The sequence below is a fragment of the Bradyrhizobium sp. RD5-C2 genome (genome assembly GCF_019972155.1).
GTDB lineage: Bacteria > Pseudomonadota > Alphaproteobacteria > Rhizobiales > Xanthobacteraceae > Bradyrhizobium.
In genome coordinates this window covers 259,906-272,453 of the sequence record NZ_BOVL01000007.1, presented here as the reverse complement: position 1 = coordinate 272,453, position 12,548 = coordinate 259,906, and the positions used below count along the sequence as shown (strand labels likewise).

The following is a 12,548-nucleotide window of genomic DNA, read 5'->3' as shown; positions in this document are numbered from 1 at the left end:
ACTTTCATGGCAGCGCCCGCGCCAGCAGCGCGCGCTGATCGGCATCGGAAAGGTCCACCGCGCCGTACATGCCGGCGTGGCGTTCGGCAAGCCGTGTCGCCGCAAACAATTCGGCGTTCCCCGGCGAGACCTGGTTGAGCGCCGCGGCGGCGGCCAGCAGCGCCAGCTTCTCGACGGCAAGCCGCGCGATGCGCTCGCTGTCCGGCCGGCGAAAGGATTGTCCAATCGACGTAACCGCCTCGGCGGCGCCAGGCAGGCCCCTGGTCTCCTCGGCGAGTGCACGCAGCACGGCGAGCGCGGCATCGGCCTCGCGGCCGAGCGCGCGGAGTACGTCGAGACACATCACGTTGCCGGAGCCTTCCCAGATCGCATTGACCGGCGACTCCCGGTAATGCCGCGCCAGAATGCCCTCCTCGACATAGCCATTACCGCCGAGGCACTCCATCGCCTCGTAGAGGAAGCCGGGTGCGCTCTTGCAGGTCCAGTATTTGATCGCCGGCGTCAGCAGCCGCATATAGGCGGCCTCGCCCGCATCGGTGGGTGCGCGATCGAAGGCGCGGCAGAGCCGCATCACCAGTGCGATCGACGCCTCGACATGCAGCGCCATGTCCGACAGCACCGCCTGCATCAGCGGCTGGTCGGCGAGATGCTTCTGGAACACGCTGCGATGCCGCGCGTGATTGAGCGCATGCGCCAGCCCCGAGCGCATCAGGCCGGCGGAGGCGATCGCGCAATCCTGCCGCGTCAGCTGCACCATCTGGATGATGGTGCGGATGCCCTTGCCCTCCTCGCCGATCAGCTCGGCGTAAGCATCGTGAAATTCGACCTCGGACGATGCGTTGGAGCGGTTGCCGAGCTTGTCCTTCAGCCGCTGGAAGTGGATCGCGTTGACCGTGCCGTCGGGCGCAAAGCGTGGCATGAAGAAGCAGCTCAGCCCCTGCTCAGCCTGTGCCAGCACCAGGAACGCGTCGCACATCGGCGCCGACATGAACCATTTGTGCCCGGTGATGCGCCAGGCGTCGCCATCGCGCTCGGCGCGCGTCATGTTGGCGCGCACATCGGTGCCGCCCTGCTTTTCCGTCATGCCCATGCCGAGCGTCATGCCGCGCTTGGTCCACCACGGCGCAAAGCTCGGATCGTAGGCGCGCGTGGCGATGACCGGCATCGTCTTCGCCAGAATGTCCGGCTGCGAGGCCAGCGCCGCGACCGAGGCGCGCGTCATCGTGATCGGACAGAGATGACCGGTCTCGACCTGGGACGCGATATAGAACCTTGCCGCGCGCACCACCTCGGTGGCCCCGCCGGCCGGCTTGCCGTCGGCGGTCCAGGTCGAGTTGTGCACGCCGGCATGGGCCGAGTGCGCCATCAGCTCGTGATAGGCCGGATGAAACTCGACCTCGTCGCGGCGGTTGCCCCTGGCATCGAAGGTTCGCAGCTTCGGCGTGTTCTCGTTGGCGACGCGGCCACGCTCCGCCATGACGGCCGATCCCCAGTGCTTGCCGAAATCCGACAGCTCCGCTGTGGCGCGCGCCCCGCCATTGGCGACGACGGCGGCAGCGAGCGGCGCGTCCGCCGTGAAGAGGTCGACATCCCAAAATGGCGACGACTGGTTGAACACATCGTGGGTGGCGAACGGAGCCTGCGTCATGGTCTCCCCGGCGATTGGTCGCACTGCGCGCGATGCCCGGACAACGGTCTTCGTTGGCGGCAGCAGCACCGTAACTGGAATCGGGGGATCATAAGCCTGCAAGCCGGCACGGGGCAGCGAAAAGTACACGTCCGCTAGATGCTTCCATGCTTCGGCGCATGACGGCCGAGCCAGCGGTCGACCCAGTCATTGGCGCGGGTCCGGTTCGCCTCCCTCCTGGAAGCCTGGACCGGAAAAATGTCGCCGCGGCTCAGTTGCCGGTTATCCGGATATTCAGCCAGTTGCAGGTTCGATTCATGCGCGGCCCCGTCCGCCGGAGAGATGTAGGCAAACCGGATCTCGATCTTGTGCTTGATGTCGGAGCCCTGCCATTTCGGATGGTGGCGCGCCAGAAGTTCGGTGAGTTCGCAAGGCAACAGATCGGAGGTCGAGCTCCGATTGTCCTCGGTCTTCTCCAAATAGCATTGCTCCTTGACGCTGCTGACGCGCGCGTCGATCGGACGGAAGTTCATCCGCTTGTCGAGCTCGATGTAGGCATAGAGGCCCGCAACGCCGATCGCGATGATGCCGTAGAGCCCCAGACGCATAGTCGAACTCCCATCCTGTCGGACCGCTGTGACGGTCAGATCATGCGCGTCTTGTCTGCCTTGGTCTTGGAGGCCAGTACCGGAAAAACCTCGCCGGCGCGCAGCGGCTTGCCGCTGGGGAAGTACGACATCTCCAGGCTCGACTGATGCGAGACGCCATCGACGGGCGAGACATACACGACGCGCACCTCGATCTTGTGCATCACGTGATAGCCCTGCCACTTCGGATGCTCCTTCCGCAGCAGCTCGGCGGTTTCGCAGCGAGTGAGGTCCGACGTAAACGTCGTCTTGGTGACGACGCCACGCTCGACCTTTTCCAGATAGCACTGGTCATTGACGCTGCTGATGCGCGCATCGACGCGCTGATAGTTCGCGCCCTTGTCGTACTGGTCGTAGATCGCGATGCCGAACGCACCGACGGCAACAATGACAACAGCCCAACGCATGTTTTCTGCTCCCGCAATGCCCGCACTTCATACGGCCACAATTAAGGAGTGTTGAAAGCGCATTCGGCTACTTTTGCGATGGCAAGCCTTGTCTTACGAAAATGTCCCGGATTTGAAGAAAATCCTGCACTAGCGCGCCCGCGCGATCGGGAAATCATAGGCTGCCGCGCTCGCTCCCGGCAGCGAGAAATGCCACCATTCCTTTGAATAGTTGGCAAAACCCTGGCGGGCCATCGCCGCGACCAGAAGGTTGCGCCAGCGTCGCTGCGCCGGTGTGATCGCGCCGGAGGCGGTATGGCCCTTCGCATCGGAGCAGTCATAGCCGGTGCCCATGTCGACGCTGCCCTCGGGGGCGCGCGCGGCGACCGGCGCGGTGCAGTCGGCATAGTCCTTGGCCGGATCGAACTTGCGCGAATTGTCCGCGGTCAGGTCAACCAGTGTGAGATCGACCGCGGCGCCGGTCGAATGCCCCGAATGCGTGGCGATGTAGCCGAGGCGGAACAGATCCGCCTTCGAGAACGCCGGGTTGTAGCGCCGCTCGGCGGCGGTCTCCTTGCCGTTCCTCGACCACGCCACCATGTCGGCGACCGCGCGGGCCGGCCGGTAGCAATCGAACATCTTCAGCGACAGGCGTTGCCGCGCCAGTTCCTGCTGCACGGCCTTGAGCCGCAGCCCCACGTCCCGCTTCACCACGCACTCCGGCGCGCCATAGCCCGCGATCGGCCGCCCCATGAAATTATTGGAGGTCGCGTAGCGGAAGTCCTGGATGATGGTCGGATCGATGTCGCGCAGGAACGCGAAGTCGCCGGGCAGGTTCTGAGCGAAGGCGGACGAGATCGCCCCCGAGATCACCTCGAAGACCAGCAATGCGATCACGGCGATTTTCACGAATTCTCGCTCCGCTGTCTTGCCTGCATGGCCGTCCGAGGACCACCTCGCCTATGCTCCGCCTGAACCTAGCCGTGCACGTCTTGTTCCCGAAAAACCAGCAAAAGCAAGGCCCGGACAGCTCGCAACAAGCCCGGGCATGTCTGCGGAGAAACCCAGCCCCATCTTACTCGGGGAAAACTCCTGCGGGCCCTCTTCGCGCTTGCCCCACCGGCCATCCGCGCCTATAGCTCTCGCTTTAATGACCCCATCATTGAAATCGACTTTTGTCCTCGGTCACCGGCATCTGCTGGGCATCGAGGGCCTTTCCGCTGACGACATCACGGGCCTGCTCGACCTCTCCGAGGAGTATGTCGAGCTCAACCGCCAGGTCGACAAGAAACGCGCCAGTCTGCGCGGCCGCACCCAGGTCAATCTGTTCTTCGAGGCCTCGACCCGGACCCAGTCCTCGTTCGAGATCGCCGGAAAACGCCTGGGCGCCGACGTCATGAACATGTCGGTGTCATCGATGTCGACCCGCAAGGGCGAGACCTTGATGGACACCGCGGTGACGCTGAACGCGATGCACCCCGACATCCTGGTGGTGCGCCACCACGCCTCCGGCGCGGTCGAGCTGCTGGCGCGCAAGGTTGACGGTTCCGTGATCAATGCCGGCGACGGCGCCCACGAGCACCCGACCCAGGCGCTGCTCGACGCGCTGACCATCCGGCGCAACAAGGGCCGGATCGAGGGGCTGACGATCGCGATCTGCGGCGACGTGCTGCATTCGCGCGTAGCGCGTTCCAACATCTTCCTGCTCAACACCATGGGCGCCCGCGTCCGCGTGGTGGGCCCCTCCACGCTGCTGCCGCGCGGCATCGAGCGGATGGGCGTCGAGGTCGCGCGCGACATGCGCGAGGGGCTGAACGGCGCAGATATCGTGATGATGCTGCGCCTGCAGCGCGAGCGCATGAACGGTTCCTTCGTGCCGTCGAGCCAGGAGTATTTCCACTATTTCGGCCTCGACCAGAAGAAGCTCGGTTACGCCAAACCCGATGCGCTGGTGATGCATCCGGGCCCGATGAACCGTGGTGTCGAGATCGACACTTTCGTCGCGGACGGCGCGCAATCGCTGATCCGAGAACAAGTCGAAATGGGTGTGGCGGTGCGCATGGCAGTGCTCGAAGCGCTCGCCCGCAACCTGCCGAACGCGTGACGCCATGCTGACTGACCGCCGCCCCATCCTGCTCGCCAACGCCCGCGTCATCGATCCGTCCCGCGACTTCGACGGTCCGGGCGACGTCCTGATCGCCGACGGCGTGATCCGTGATGCCAAGCGCGGCATCGGCGCCGCCGGCGTCCCCGAAGGCACCGACATCGTCAATTGCGCCGGCAAGATCGTGGCGCCCGGCCTGATCGACATGCGCGCCTTCGTCGGTGAACCCGGCGCCAGCCACCGCGAGACCTTTGCATCCGCGAGCCAGGCCGCCGCCGCCGGCGGCATCACCACCATCATCTGCCAGCCCGACACCTCGCCTGTCATTGACAATTCGGCGACCGTCGACTTCGTGCTGCGCCGCGCCCGCGACACCGCGATCGTCAACATCCATCCGATGGCAGCGCTGACGAAGGGCATGCAGGGCCAGGAGATGACCGAGATCGGCCTGTTGAAGGCCGCCGGCGCCGTCGCCTTCACCGATGGCGACCGCAGCGTCACCAACGCCCAGGTGATGCGACGCGCACTGACCTATGCCCGCGATTTCGACGCGCTGATCGTGCACCACACCGAGGACCCGAATCTGGTGGGCGAAGGCGTGATGAACGAGGGCGAGTTCGCCACGCGGCTCGGGCTCGCCGGGATCCCGACCGCCGCCGAGGCGATCATGCTCGAGCGCGACATGCGGCTCGCGGGGTTGACCGGCGGCCGCTATCACGCGGCGTCGCTGACCTCGATCGAGTCATTGGAAATCCTCAAGCGTGCCCGCGACAACGGGCTCCACGTCTCGGCCTCGGTCTCGATCAACCACGTCACGCTGAACGAGAACGACATCGGCCCCTACCGCACCTTCCTCAAGCTGGCGCCGCCGCTGCGCACCGAGGAGGACCGCAAGGCGCTGGTCGAAGCCCTCGCCTCCGGGCTGATCGACGTCGTGATGAGCGATCACAATCCGCAGGACGTCGAAGTCAAGCGGCTGCCGTTCGCGGAAGCGGCGAGTGGCGCGGTCGGCCTGCAGACCATGCTGCCGGCAGCGCTGCGGCTGATCCACAACGGCGAGATGGACTTCAAGACGCTAATCCGGGCGATGTCGACGCGGCCGGCGGAACTGCTCGGCCTGCCCGGTGGCACGCTGCGCGCCGGCGCCCCCGCCGACGTGATCGTGATCGACGCCGACACCCCCTGGGTGCTCGACCGCGACGACCTCAAATCGCTATGCAAGAATACGCCGTTCGACGACGCCCGCTTCTCGGGCCGCGTGACCCGGACGATCGTCGGCGGACGGACGGTGTACGAACACGTCTAAGTCGGCGCGGAACTCAGCGCGCCGCGAGTTGCGACATTGCTTCCATCGTCGTTCCCACGACGATGGCCGCGACGTAAACGACAAAGAAAACCTGCTCCAGCCGCCTGCGAACAGAAGCCATGATAAGGTCCCTCATTTCCAAGGCCATGGTGCGGATCGATGGTTAATATTTCATTGACGGGATTGTCCAAAATGGACCTAACCGACCGTCCGGGGAGCCACCGCGATGTCCGCTGACGCGATGCTGCTGGCCGCCTTCCTGATCGGCTATCTGCTGGGCTCGATCCCGTTCGGCATGATCCTCACCAGGCTCGCCGGCACGCAGGATCTGCGCACCATCGGCTCGGGCAATATCGGCGCCACCAACGTGCTGCGCACCGGCCACAAGGGCCTCGCCGCGGCGACGCTGATCGGCGACATGCTCAAGGGCACGGTCGCCGTCATCATCGCGGGCTCGATCGACGGCCCGAACGCGGCAATGCTCGCGGCGCTTGGTGCATTCCTCGGCCACCTCTTCCCGGTCTGGCTCAGGTTCCATGGCGGCAAGGGCGTCGCGACCTATCTCGGCGTACTGCTCGGCCTGTTCTGGCCGGCGGCGCTGATCTTTGCCGTGATCTGGATCGGCACCGCCACCACCACGCGCTACTCGTCGCTGTCGGCGCTGATCGCCGCGTTCGTGACGCCGCTGTTCCTGTGGTGGTTCGGCCACAACGCGCTCGCCTCGCTGTTCGCCGTGCTGACGCTGCTGCTGTTCTACACGCACCGCGAGAACATCAAGCGCCTGCAGGCCGGCACCGAAGGCAAGATCGGCGAAAAGAAATAACTCTCTCCGTCATTCCGGGGCGATGCGCAGCATCGAGCCCGGAATCCATTGGGCCGCATCTTCGCTGTGAAATGGATTCCGGGTTCTCGCTTCGCGAGCCCCGGAATGACGGCGGTTATTTCCTCAGCGCATCCTCGACAAAACTCGCCGCCGCCAGCGCCCTGGCATCCGCGCCAAAGCCCGCGATCACGGTCACGCCGACCGGCAGTCCGCCCTCGGCGGTCAGCGTCGGCACGTTGACGCAGGGCATGCCCATCAAGGTCCAGAGCCGGTTGTAACGGGGATCGCCGGTCGAGGCCAAACCGTTCGGCGCAGCGCCCGGCGCCGACAGCGTCAGCAGCACATCGACCTCGCCAAGAATCGCTGACAGCGCCTGCCGCGCACGCAGCGTGACGTCCATCGCTGCGTCGTACTCGGCGGGCGTGTCGCCCTTGCTCTCGTCGAGCCGGCCGCGCAGCAGCGGCGGCATCGCATCGTAGTTCTGGCCATACTCCCAGGCGAGCGACTGGTGTGCCTCGAACTCCTGCACCACCGGATGGATCCGCCACGCCTCGGCGATGATCTCGGGCACCGCAAGCTCGCGCACGGTTGCGCCCGCCTGCTCCGCCGCCCGCGCGGCCTTCTGCAACGCCTCCGCGCCGGATGGTTCCGGCGCGCCGGCGAAGCCTTGCGTCACCACGCCGATGCGCGGGGCCGCAATCTGCGACGGCACCACCAGGTCAGACCGTTTGGTCATCGCAGCCAGCCCCAGCGCGACATCGCGCACGCCGGCGCCGAACAGCCCGACCGTATCGAGCGTCCACGAAAAACACTTCACGCCGACGGTCGGCAGCAGCCGGTAGCTCGGTTTGATCGCGGCGACGCCGCAGAATGACGCCGGCCGGATCACCGATCCGCCGGTCTGCGTACCGAGCGCTAGCGGGATCATCCCGGCGGCGACCGCGGCTGCCGAGCCCGACGATGATCCGCCCGGCGTATGCGCGTGATTGTGCGGGTTGAGCGTTGCGGTCGGATCATTCGCCGCGAACGCGGTGGTCGTGGTCTTGCCGATGATGGTGGCGCCGGCCTGTTTCAGCGCCATCACCACAGGCGCATCGGCGCGCGGTTGATGGCCGCGATAGATCGCAGCCCCCATCTCGGTCGGGAAACCGGCGGTATCGATGATGTCCTTGATGCCGACAGCAATGCCGCGCAGCGGCCCGGCATCCTGCGCGCGCGCCGTGGCGTCATGGCGGACGAACGCTCCGATGGTCTTGTCCTGCGCCGCGATGGCGTCCTGCGTTTGCATGATAGCGGCATCGGCGGACAATTCGCCGGAGGCGATGCGGCGTTGGAGATCGGCAAGCGAAATCATCGGCAGACTTCCTGTTTCTTGACGGCTTCTTGGCAAGCGCTTGTAGCGCGCCGCGCGTCGCTGCGCCAACGTCGCAGTTGATCACAATCCCAGGTTGGGCGAAGCTAGTCCCCGCATGCATGACCGGTCTCCCAGCACCACTGAACTCACCGACACCGAACGGCTCAACCGGCTCCGGTTGATCCGCTCCGACAATGTCGGCCCGCGCACCTTTGCATCGCTGCTCCGCCATTTTGGAGATGCGGCGCATGCGCTGGAGCGCCTGCCTGATCTCGCGCGCCGCGGCGGCGCATCGGGACCCGGGCGCATCACGAGCGAGGCCGATGCCGCCGCGGAGCTCGCGGCCTGCGCCAAATTCGGCATCGACCTCGTCGCGCCGGAGGAAGTCCACTATCCCGCGCGGCTTGCCACCATCGACGACGCGCCACCGCTGCTTGCCGTGCGCGGCGCGCGCGACACGCTGATGCGACCGATGATCGCGATCGTCGGCTCGCGCAATGCGTCCGGCGCCGGGCTGAAATTTGCAGGCCAGCTGGCGCGCGATCTCGGCGATGCCGGCTTTGTCGTGATCTCCGGCCTCGCCCGCGGCATCGACCAGGCGGCGCATCGCGCGACCATTGCAAGCGGCACGGTCGCCGTGCTGGCCGGCGGCCATGACAGAATCTATCCGCCGGAGCATGAGGATCTGCTCGCTGCCCTGGTTGCGCGCGGCGCGGCGATCTCGGAGATGCCACTCGGCCACGTGCCGCGGGCGCGCGACTTCCCTCGCCGCAACCGGCTGATCTCGGGCGCATCGCTCGGCGTCGTGGTGGTGGAGGCCGCGCACCGTTCGGGCTCGCTGATCACGGCGCGGATGGCCGCCGAACAGGGCCGCGAGGTGTTCGCGGTGCCGGGCTCGCCGATCGATCCGCGCGCCGCCGGCGCCAACGATTTGATCAAGCAAGGCGCCACGCTGGTCACCGAAGCCGCCGACGTCATCAACGCGGTCACGCCGATCATGGAGCGACCCGTCATGCTGTCCGCGCGCGAAGACGACGAGCCGCTGGATTTTGCCACCGATGCGTCCGATCGCGCCCGCATCATCAATCTGCTCGGACCGAGCCCGATCAGCCTCGACGATCTGATCCGGATGGCCGATGTCTCGCCCGCCGTCGTCCGTGCGGTGCTGCTCGAACTCGAGCTCGCCGGCCGACTCGAGCGTCACGGTGGCGGGCTGGTGTCGATGATCTGACGCAGCAGCTTGGGTGACTTATTCCAATCCGTCACCGTCATCCTGAGGAGCCTGCGCAGCAGGCGTCTCGAAGGATGCACGGCCCGGCTGGTGGCCGTCGACCCTTCGAGACGCGCGCAAGAGCGCGCTCCTCAGGGTGACGGATAACACTCCCTACTCGTTGCGTCCGTCAAACCGTGTCCGCGCGCCCTCGATCTCCGGCAGATGCGCGAAGGCCCATTCGCCGAGCGCCTTCACCGGCTTCGCCAGGCCGCGGCCAAGATCCGTGAGCTCGTAATCGACCCGCGGCGGGATGGTCGGAAACACCGTGCGCGTGACAAGGCCATCGCGCTCGAGCCCGCGCAGCGTGAGCGTCAGCATCCGTTGCGAGATGCCGTTGATCATGCGCTTCAGCTCGTTGAAGCGCTTCGGCCCCTCCATCAGCATCATGATCACGAACACGCTCCATTTGTCGCCGACCCGCGCCAGCACGGAGGCGACGGCGCGGCAATCGCTGTGATCCTGGTCAGGCAGGGGCGGAAGGGCAGGTACACGGATGTACTCGGGTCTCATTTTTGTGCTCGGGTTTCAAAAATGTGCGTTCTTGCGGACATTTAGGGCAGTCACTCATATAGCGCCAGTTACAAACCTATACCAAAGGTGACCCCAGCCATGAAACTTCTGCACATCGACTCCTCAGTCCTCGGCCCCCACTCCGTCAGCCGCCAGGTCTCGGCCGCCGCCGTCGAGCGGCTGCGCCAAGCCAATCCGGGCCTGGTCGTGAGCTACCGCGATCTCACCCAGACCCCGCTCGCCCACCTCTCCGGCCTGCACCTCGCCGCCGGCCAGGGCGCGGCGCCGGACCCGTTGGTGCGCGATGACATCGCGACCGGCCAGGCGGTTCTCGACGAGTTCCTTGGCGCCGACATCGTCGTGATCGGCGCACCGATGTACAATTTCACCATTCCCTCCCAGCTCAAGGCCTGGATCGACCGCATCGTGGTCGCTGGCAAGACCTTCAAATATGGCGCTGCCGGCGTCGAGGGACTGGCCGGCAACAAGCGCGTCATCATCGCGATCTCGCGCGGCGGCTATTACGGCGCCGACACGCCGATGGCCGCGCTCGAGCACCTCGAGACTTATCTGCGCGGGGTATTCGGCTTCATCGGCGTCAAGAATCTCGAGCTGATCCCCGCCGACGGCATCCAGGTCGGTCCCGAGCATCGCGAGAAGGCCGTTGCAGGCGCGCTGCAGGCCGCCGGCAGCCTGAACGCCGCCTGACGTGATCACATTCCTGCCGTCACCTCGGTGGCGGCAGGCCGCTTCGGGTGGATGAAGTCAGAGCCAGACGCCTTGAATGCCGAAGATGACGGCGACGAGCGAGATCAACAAACCGATGCCGGAAAACAGCGCGACCGTCACAAACTGCGCTGAGTCTGAATTTTCATTTTCGGACGTAGACGAAACCGGGATCGGCGTCGCAATGCGGGCTGCTTTCGGCATGAAGGAACTCCAAAATGATTCCGTGGTGAAAAAATTCCCGCCCATTCAGGAGTCCGGCGAGTACGTCAAAGGTTCAATACGCGCGATAGTAGTCGCGCGCGAAATCGGCCGGTGTGAACTGCTTCACACCGGCCGTTCGTTACAATGCGAAACAAACTAGCCGCGATAGATCGGCGCGCCCGCGGGCGATGCCGTTGCACCGCCATCGATGAACAGTTCCTGCCCCTGCACGTGCGCCGCGTCGTCGGACGCGAGGAACAGCACGGTCTTCGAGATGTGATCGGGTTCACCGATACGTCCGAGCGGCGTGGACTTGCCGATGCGCTGCTCGAACGCCTTTTCCGCTTCGGGCGTTGCGATCGCCGCGCCCCAGATCGGCGTCCGCACCGCGCCCGGTGCCACTACGTTGACGCGGATGTTGCGCGGCGACAGCTCTGACGCCATCACACGCGCCATCGCGCGCACACCGGCCTTGCTCGCCGCATAGGCCGAATAGCCGGGATTGCCGAGCACGGAAATCACCGAGCCGTTGAGGATGATCGACGCGCCGTCGTTCAGATAAGGCGCGACCGCCTGCACCGTGAAGAACACGCCGGTGAGATTGGTGCGGATCACATTTTCGAATGCGGCGAGCGTGGTGCCGCCGACCGGCGTCTGGCCGGGAATGCCGGCATTGGCGAACAGCACGTCATACTTGCCGAACTTCTCCGCGCCCTGCTTCACCGCGGCTTCCAGCGCATCGATATCCGTGGCGTCAGCCACCACCGCGAACGCGTTCGGCCCGAGCTCCCGTGCCGCCGCCGCGAGCGTCTCCTTGTTGCGCCCGGTGATGACGACCTTGGCGCCTTCGGCGACGAACAGCCTTGCTGTCGCAAGCCCGATGCCGCTGTTGCCGCCGGTGATTAACGCCGTCTTGTTTGCCAGTCTCATGTCCGCCTCCAGTTGGTTGCATTATTAAACTTCGTTGCTTACCTAGGGCATCAGGTTTAATATTGCAACCACACAAGACCGTGATGGCCCAACTTTCGGAGCGTGCGTCGTGAAACGAACCAGCCTTGCAGGCGACAGCTGTCCGGTGGCCCGCGCGCTCGACGTGTTCGGCGACTGGTGGTCGCTCCTGATCATCCGCGACGCCAGCCTCGGCCGGCGCCGCTTCGGCGAATTCCAGGCCAGCCTCGGGCTTGCGAAGAACATCCTCACCACACGGCTGCGCACGCTGGTCGAGCGCGGCATCCTGAAGACGGTCCCCGCCTCCGACGGCAGCGCCTATCAGGAATATGTCCTGACGCCGAAGGGCCACGGCATCTTTCCGATCCTGGTCGCGCTCCGGCAGTGGACCGAGGAGTTCGACGACCATCCGGACGAGATCGCGACCATCATGGTCGACCGCGACAAGGGCAAGCCGGTGAAGAAGCTCGCGCTGTTGTCGCAGGACGGGCGCGTGTTGGGTGCGGCCGATACCACGTTGAAGCCGCGGCCTGCCGTGAAGCGCGCGCGGCGCGTATCGGCGTAAACGCCATCCTTCGTCATCGTCGCGAGAGCGCGAAGCTTGGCCTCATCCACAACTGTCATCGCCCGGCCTGTGCGC

At 65.6% G+C, this 12,548-nt stretch carries 14 protein-coding genes; 6 read left to right on the top strand and 8 right to left on the bottom strand.

Going from position 1 to position 12,548, the window contains the following annotated elements:
- Window positions 1-4: 4 nt before the first annotated feature.
- The 4 genes from BraRD5C2_RS06840 to BraRD5C2_RS06825 form a co-directional block, all read right to left on the bottom strand.
- Entirely contained in the window at window positions 5-1,648 is a 1,644-nt protein-coding gene (locus tag BraRD5C2_RS06840) for an isovaleryl-CoA dehydrogenase (protein ID WP_223967534.1), read from the bottom strand.
- A gap of 134 nt (window positions 1,649-1,782) precedes the next feature.
- A complete protein-coding gene (locus BraRD5C2_RS06835; protein ID WP_223967533.1) occupies window positions 1,783-2,235 on the bottom strand; it encodes a hypothetical protein in 453 nt (150 codons plus the stop codon).
- 35 nt (window positions 2,236-2,270) lie between these two features.
- Window positions 2,271-2,681, bottom strand: a complete 411-nt coding sequence (locus tag BraRD5C2_RS06830) for a hypothetical protein (protein WP_223967532.1) — start codon at window positions 2,679-2,681, stop codon at window positions 2,271-2,273.
- Between the two features lie 129 nt (window positions 2,682-2,810).
- Window positions 2,811-3,563: a M15 family metallopeptidase gene (locus BraRD5C2_RS06825; RefSeq protein ID WP_223967667.1), complete on the bottom strand. Its 753-nt coding sequence runs from the start codon at window positions 3,561-3,563 to the stop codon at window positions 2,811-2,813.
- Window positions 3,564-3,810: 247 nt separating this feature from the next.
- On the opposite strand from BraRD5C2_RS06825, the gene BraRD5C2_RS06820 reads away from it, so the two are divergent.
- From BraRD5C2_RS06820 to plsY, 3 genes are all read left to right on the top strand, one after another.
- Window positions 3,811-4,764: an aspartate carbamoyltransferase catalytic subunit gene (locus BraRD5C2_RS06820; protein ID WP_097673398.1), complete on the top strand. Its 954-nt coding sequence runs from the start codon at window positions 3,811-3,813 to the stop codon at window positions 4,762-4,764.
- Window positions 4,765-4,768: 4 nt separating this feature from the next.
- A complete protein-coding gene (locus tag BraRD5C2_RS06815; RefSeq protein ID WP_223967531.1) occupies window positions 4,769-6,070 on the top strand; it encodes a dihydroorotase in 1,302 nt (433 codons plus the stop codon).
- 226 nt (window positions 6,071-6,296) lie between these two features.
- Window positions 6,297-6,893: a glycerol-3-phosphate 1-O-acyltransferase PlsY gene (gene plsY, locus BraRD5C2_RS06810; RefSeq protein ID WP_223967530.1), complete on the top strand. Its 597-nt coding sequence runs from the start codon at window positions 6,297-6,299 to the stop codon at window positions 6,891-6,893.
- A gap of 115 nt (window positions 6,894-7,008) precedes the next feature.
- Here the strand turns inward: plsY and BraRD5C2_RS06805 are convergent, their stop codons facing one another.
- Window positions 7,009-8,247, bottom strand: a complete 1,239-nt coding sequence (locus BraRD5C2_RS06805; RefSeq protein WP_223967529.1) for an amidase — start codon at window positions 8,245-8,247, stop codon at window positions 7,009-7,011.
- A gap of 115 nt (window positions 8,248-8,362) precedes the next feature.
- Between BraRD5C2_RS06805 and dprA the strand changes: the two genes are divergently transcribed.
- The gene (dprA, locus tag BraRD5C2_RS06800) at window positions 8,363-9,478 is read left to right on the top strand and encodes a DNA-processing protein DprA (protein ID WP_223967528.1); all 1,116 of its coding nucleotides are present in this window, start codon (window positions 8,363-8,365) and stop codon (window positions 9,476-9,478) included.
- 153 nt (window positions 9,479-9,631) lie between these two features.
- Here the strand turns inward: dprA and BraRD5C2_RS06795 are convergent, their stop codons facing one another.
- Window positions 9,632-10,030 carry a winged helix-turn-helix transcriptional regulator gene (locus BraRD5C2_RS06795; RefSeq protein WP_223967527.1) on the bottom strand — a complete coding sequence of 133 codons (399 nt, stop codon included), beginning with the start codon at window positions 10,028-10,030 and terminating at the stop codon, window positions 9,632-9,634.
- Window positions 10,031-10,129: 99 nt separating this feature from the next.
- Here BraRD5C2_RS06795 and BraRD5C2_RS06790 point away from each other — a divergent pair, with 99 nt between their 5' ends.
- On the top strand, window positions 10,130-10,738 hold the full coding sequence (locus BraRD5C2_RS06790; protein ID WP_223967526.1) for an FMN-dependent NADH-azoreductase: 609 nt from the start codon (window positions 10,130-10,132) through the stop codon (window positions 10,736-10,738).
- A 57-nt stretch (window positions 10,739-10,795) separates the two neighbouring features.
- On the opposite strand, the gene BraRD5C2_RS06785 is transcribed toward BraRD5C2_RS06790, so the two are convergent.
- Both BraRD5C2_RS06785 and BraRD5C2_RS06780 read right to left on the bottom strand, forming a co-directional pair.
- A complete protein-coding gene (locus BraRD5C2_RS06785; RefSeq protein ID WP_223967525.1) occupies window positions 10,796-10,960 on the bottom strand; it encodes a hypothetical protein in 165 nt (54 codons plus the stop codon).
- A 156-nt stretch (window positions 10,961-11,116) separates the two neighbouring features.
- Window positions 11,117-11,890: an SDR family NAD(P)-dependent oxidoreductase gene (locus tag BraRD5C2_RS06780; RefSeq protein ID WP_223967524.1), complete on the bottom strand. Its 774-nt coding sequence runs from the start codon at window positions 11,888-11,890 to the stop codon at window positions 11,117-11,119.
- 109 nt (window positions 11,891-11,999) lie between these two features.
- Here BraRD5C2_RS06780 and BraRD5C2_RS06775 point away from each other — a divergent pair, with 109 nt between their 5' ends.
- Window positions 12,000-12,473 (top strand): winged helix-turn-helix transcriptional regulator, encoded by a 474-nt coding sequence (locus BraRD5C2_RS06775; protein WP_223967523.1) that lies wholly within the window; start codon window positions 12,000-12,002, stop codon window positions 12,471-12,473.
- Window positions 12,474-12,548 lie beyond the last annotated feature (75 nt).

Coding starts and splice junctions, on each gene's coding strand:
- BraRD5C2_RS06835 (WP_223967533.1), bottom strand. CDS start 2,235: ATGCGTCTGGGGCTCTACGGCATCATCGCGATCGGCGTTGCGGGCCTC.
- BraRD5C2_RS06830 (WP_223967532.1), bottom strand. CDS start 2,681: ATGCGTTGGGCTGTTGTCATTGTTGCCGTCGGTGCGTTCGGCATCGCG.
- BraRD5C2_RS06840 (WP_223967534.1), bottom strand. CDS start 1,648: ATGACGCAGGCTCCGTTCGCCACCCACGATGTGTTCAACCAGTCGTCG.
- BraRD5C2_RS06785 (WP_223967525.1), bottom strand. CDS start 10,960: ATGCCGAAAGCAGCCCGCATTGCGACGCCGATCCCGGTTTCGTCTACG.
- dprA (WP_223967528.1), top strand. CDS start 8,363: ATGCATGACCGGTCTCCCAGCACCACTGAACTCACCGACACCGAACGG.
- plsY (WP_223967530.1), top strand. CDS start 6,297: ATGTCCGCTGACGCGATGCTGCTGGCCGCCTTCCTGATCGGCTATCTG.
- BraRD5C2_RS06820 (WP_097673398.1), top strand. CDS start 3,811: ATGACCCCATCATTGAAATCGACTTTTGTCCTCGGTCACCGGCATCTG.
- BraRD5C2_RS06780 (WP_223967524.1), bottom strand. CDS start 11,890: ATGAGACTGGCAAACAAGACGGCGTTAATCACCGGCGGCAACAGCGGC.
- BraRD5C2_RS06795 (WP_223967527.1), bottom strand. CDS start 10,030: ATGAGACCCGAGTACATCCGTGTACCTGCCCTTCCGCCCCTGCCTGAC.
- BraRD5C2_RS06790 (WP_223967526.1), top strand. CDS start 10,130: ATGAAACTTCTGCACATCGACTCCTCAGTCCTCGGCCCCCACTCCGTC.
- BraRD5C2_RS06805 (WP_223967529.1), bottom strand. CDS start 8,247: ATGATTTCGCTTGCCGATCTCCAACGCCGCATCGCCTCCGGCGAATTG.
- BraRD5C2_RS06815 (WP_223967531.1), top strand. CDS start 4,769: ATGCTGACTGACCGCCGCCCCATCCTGCTCGCCAACGCCCGCGTCATC.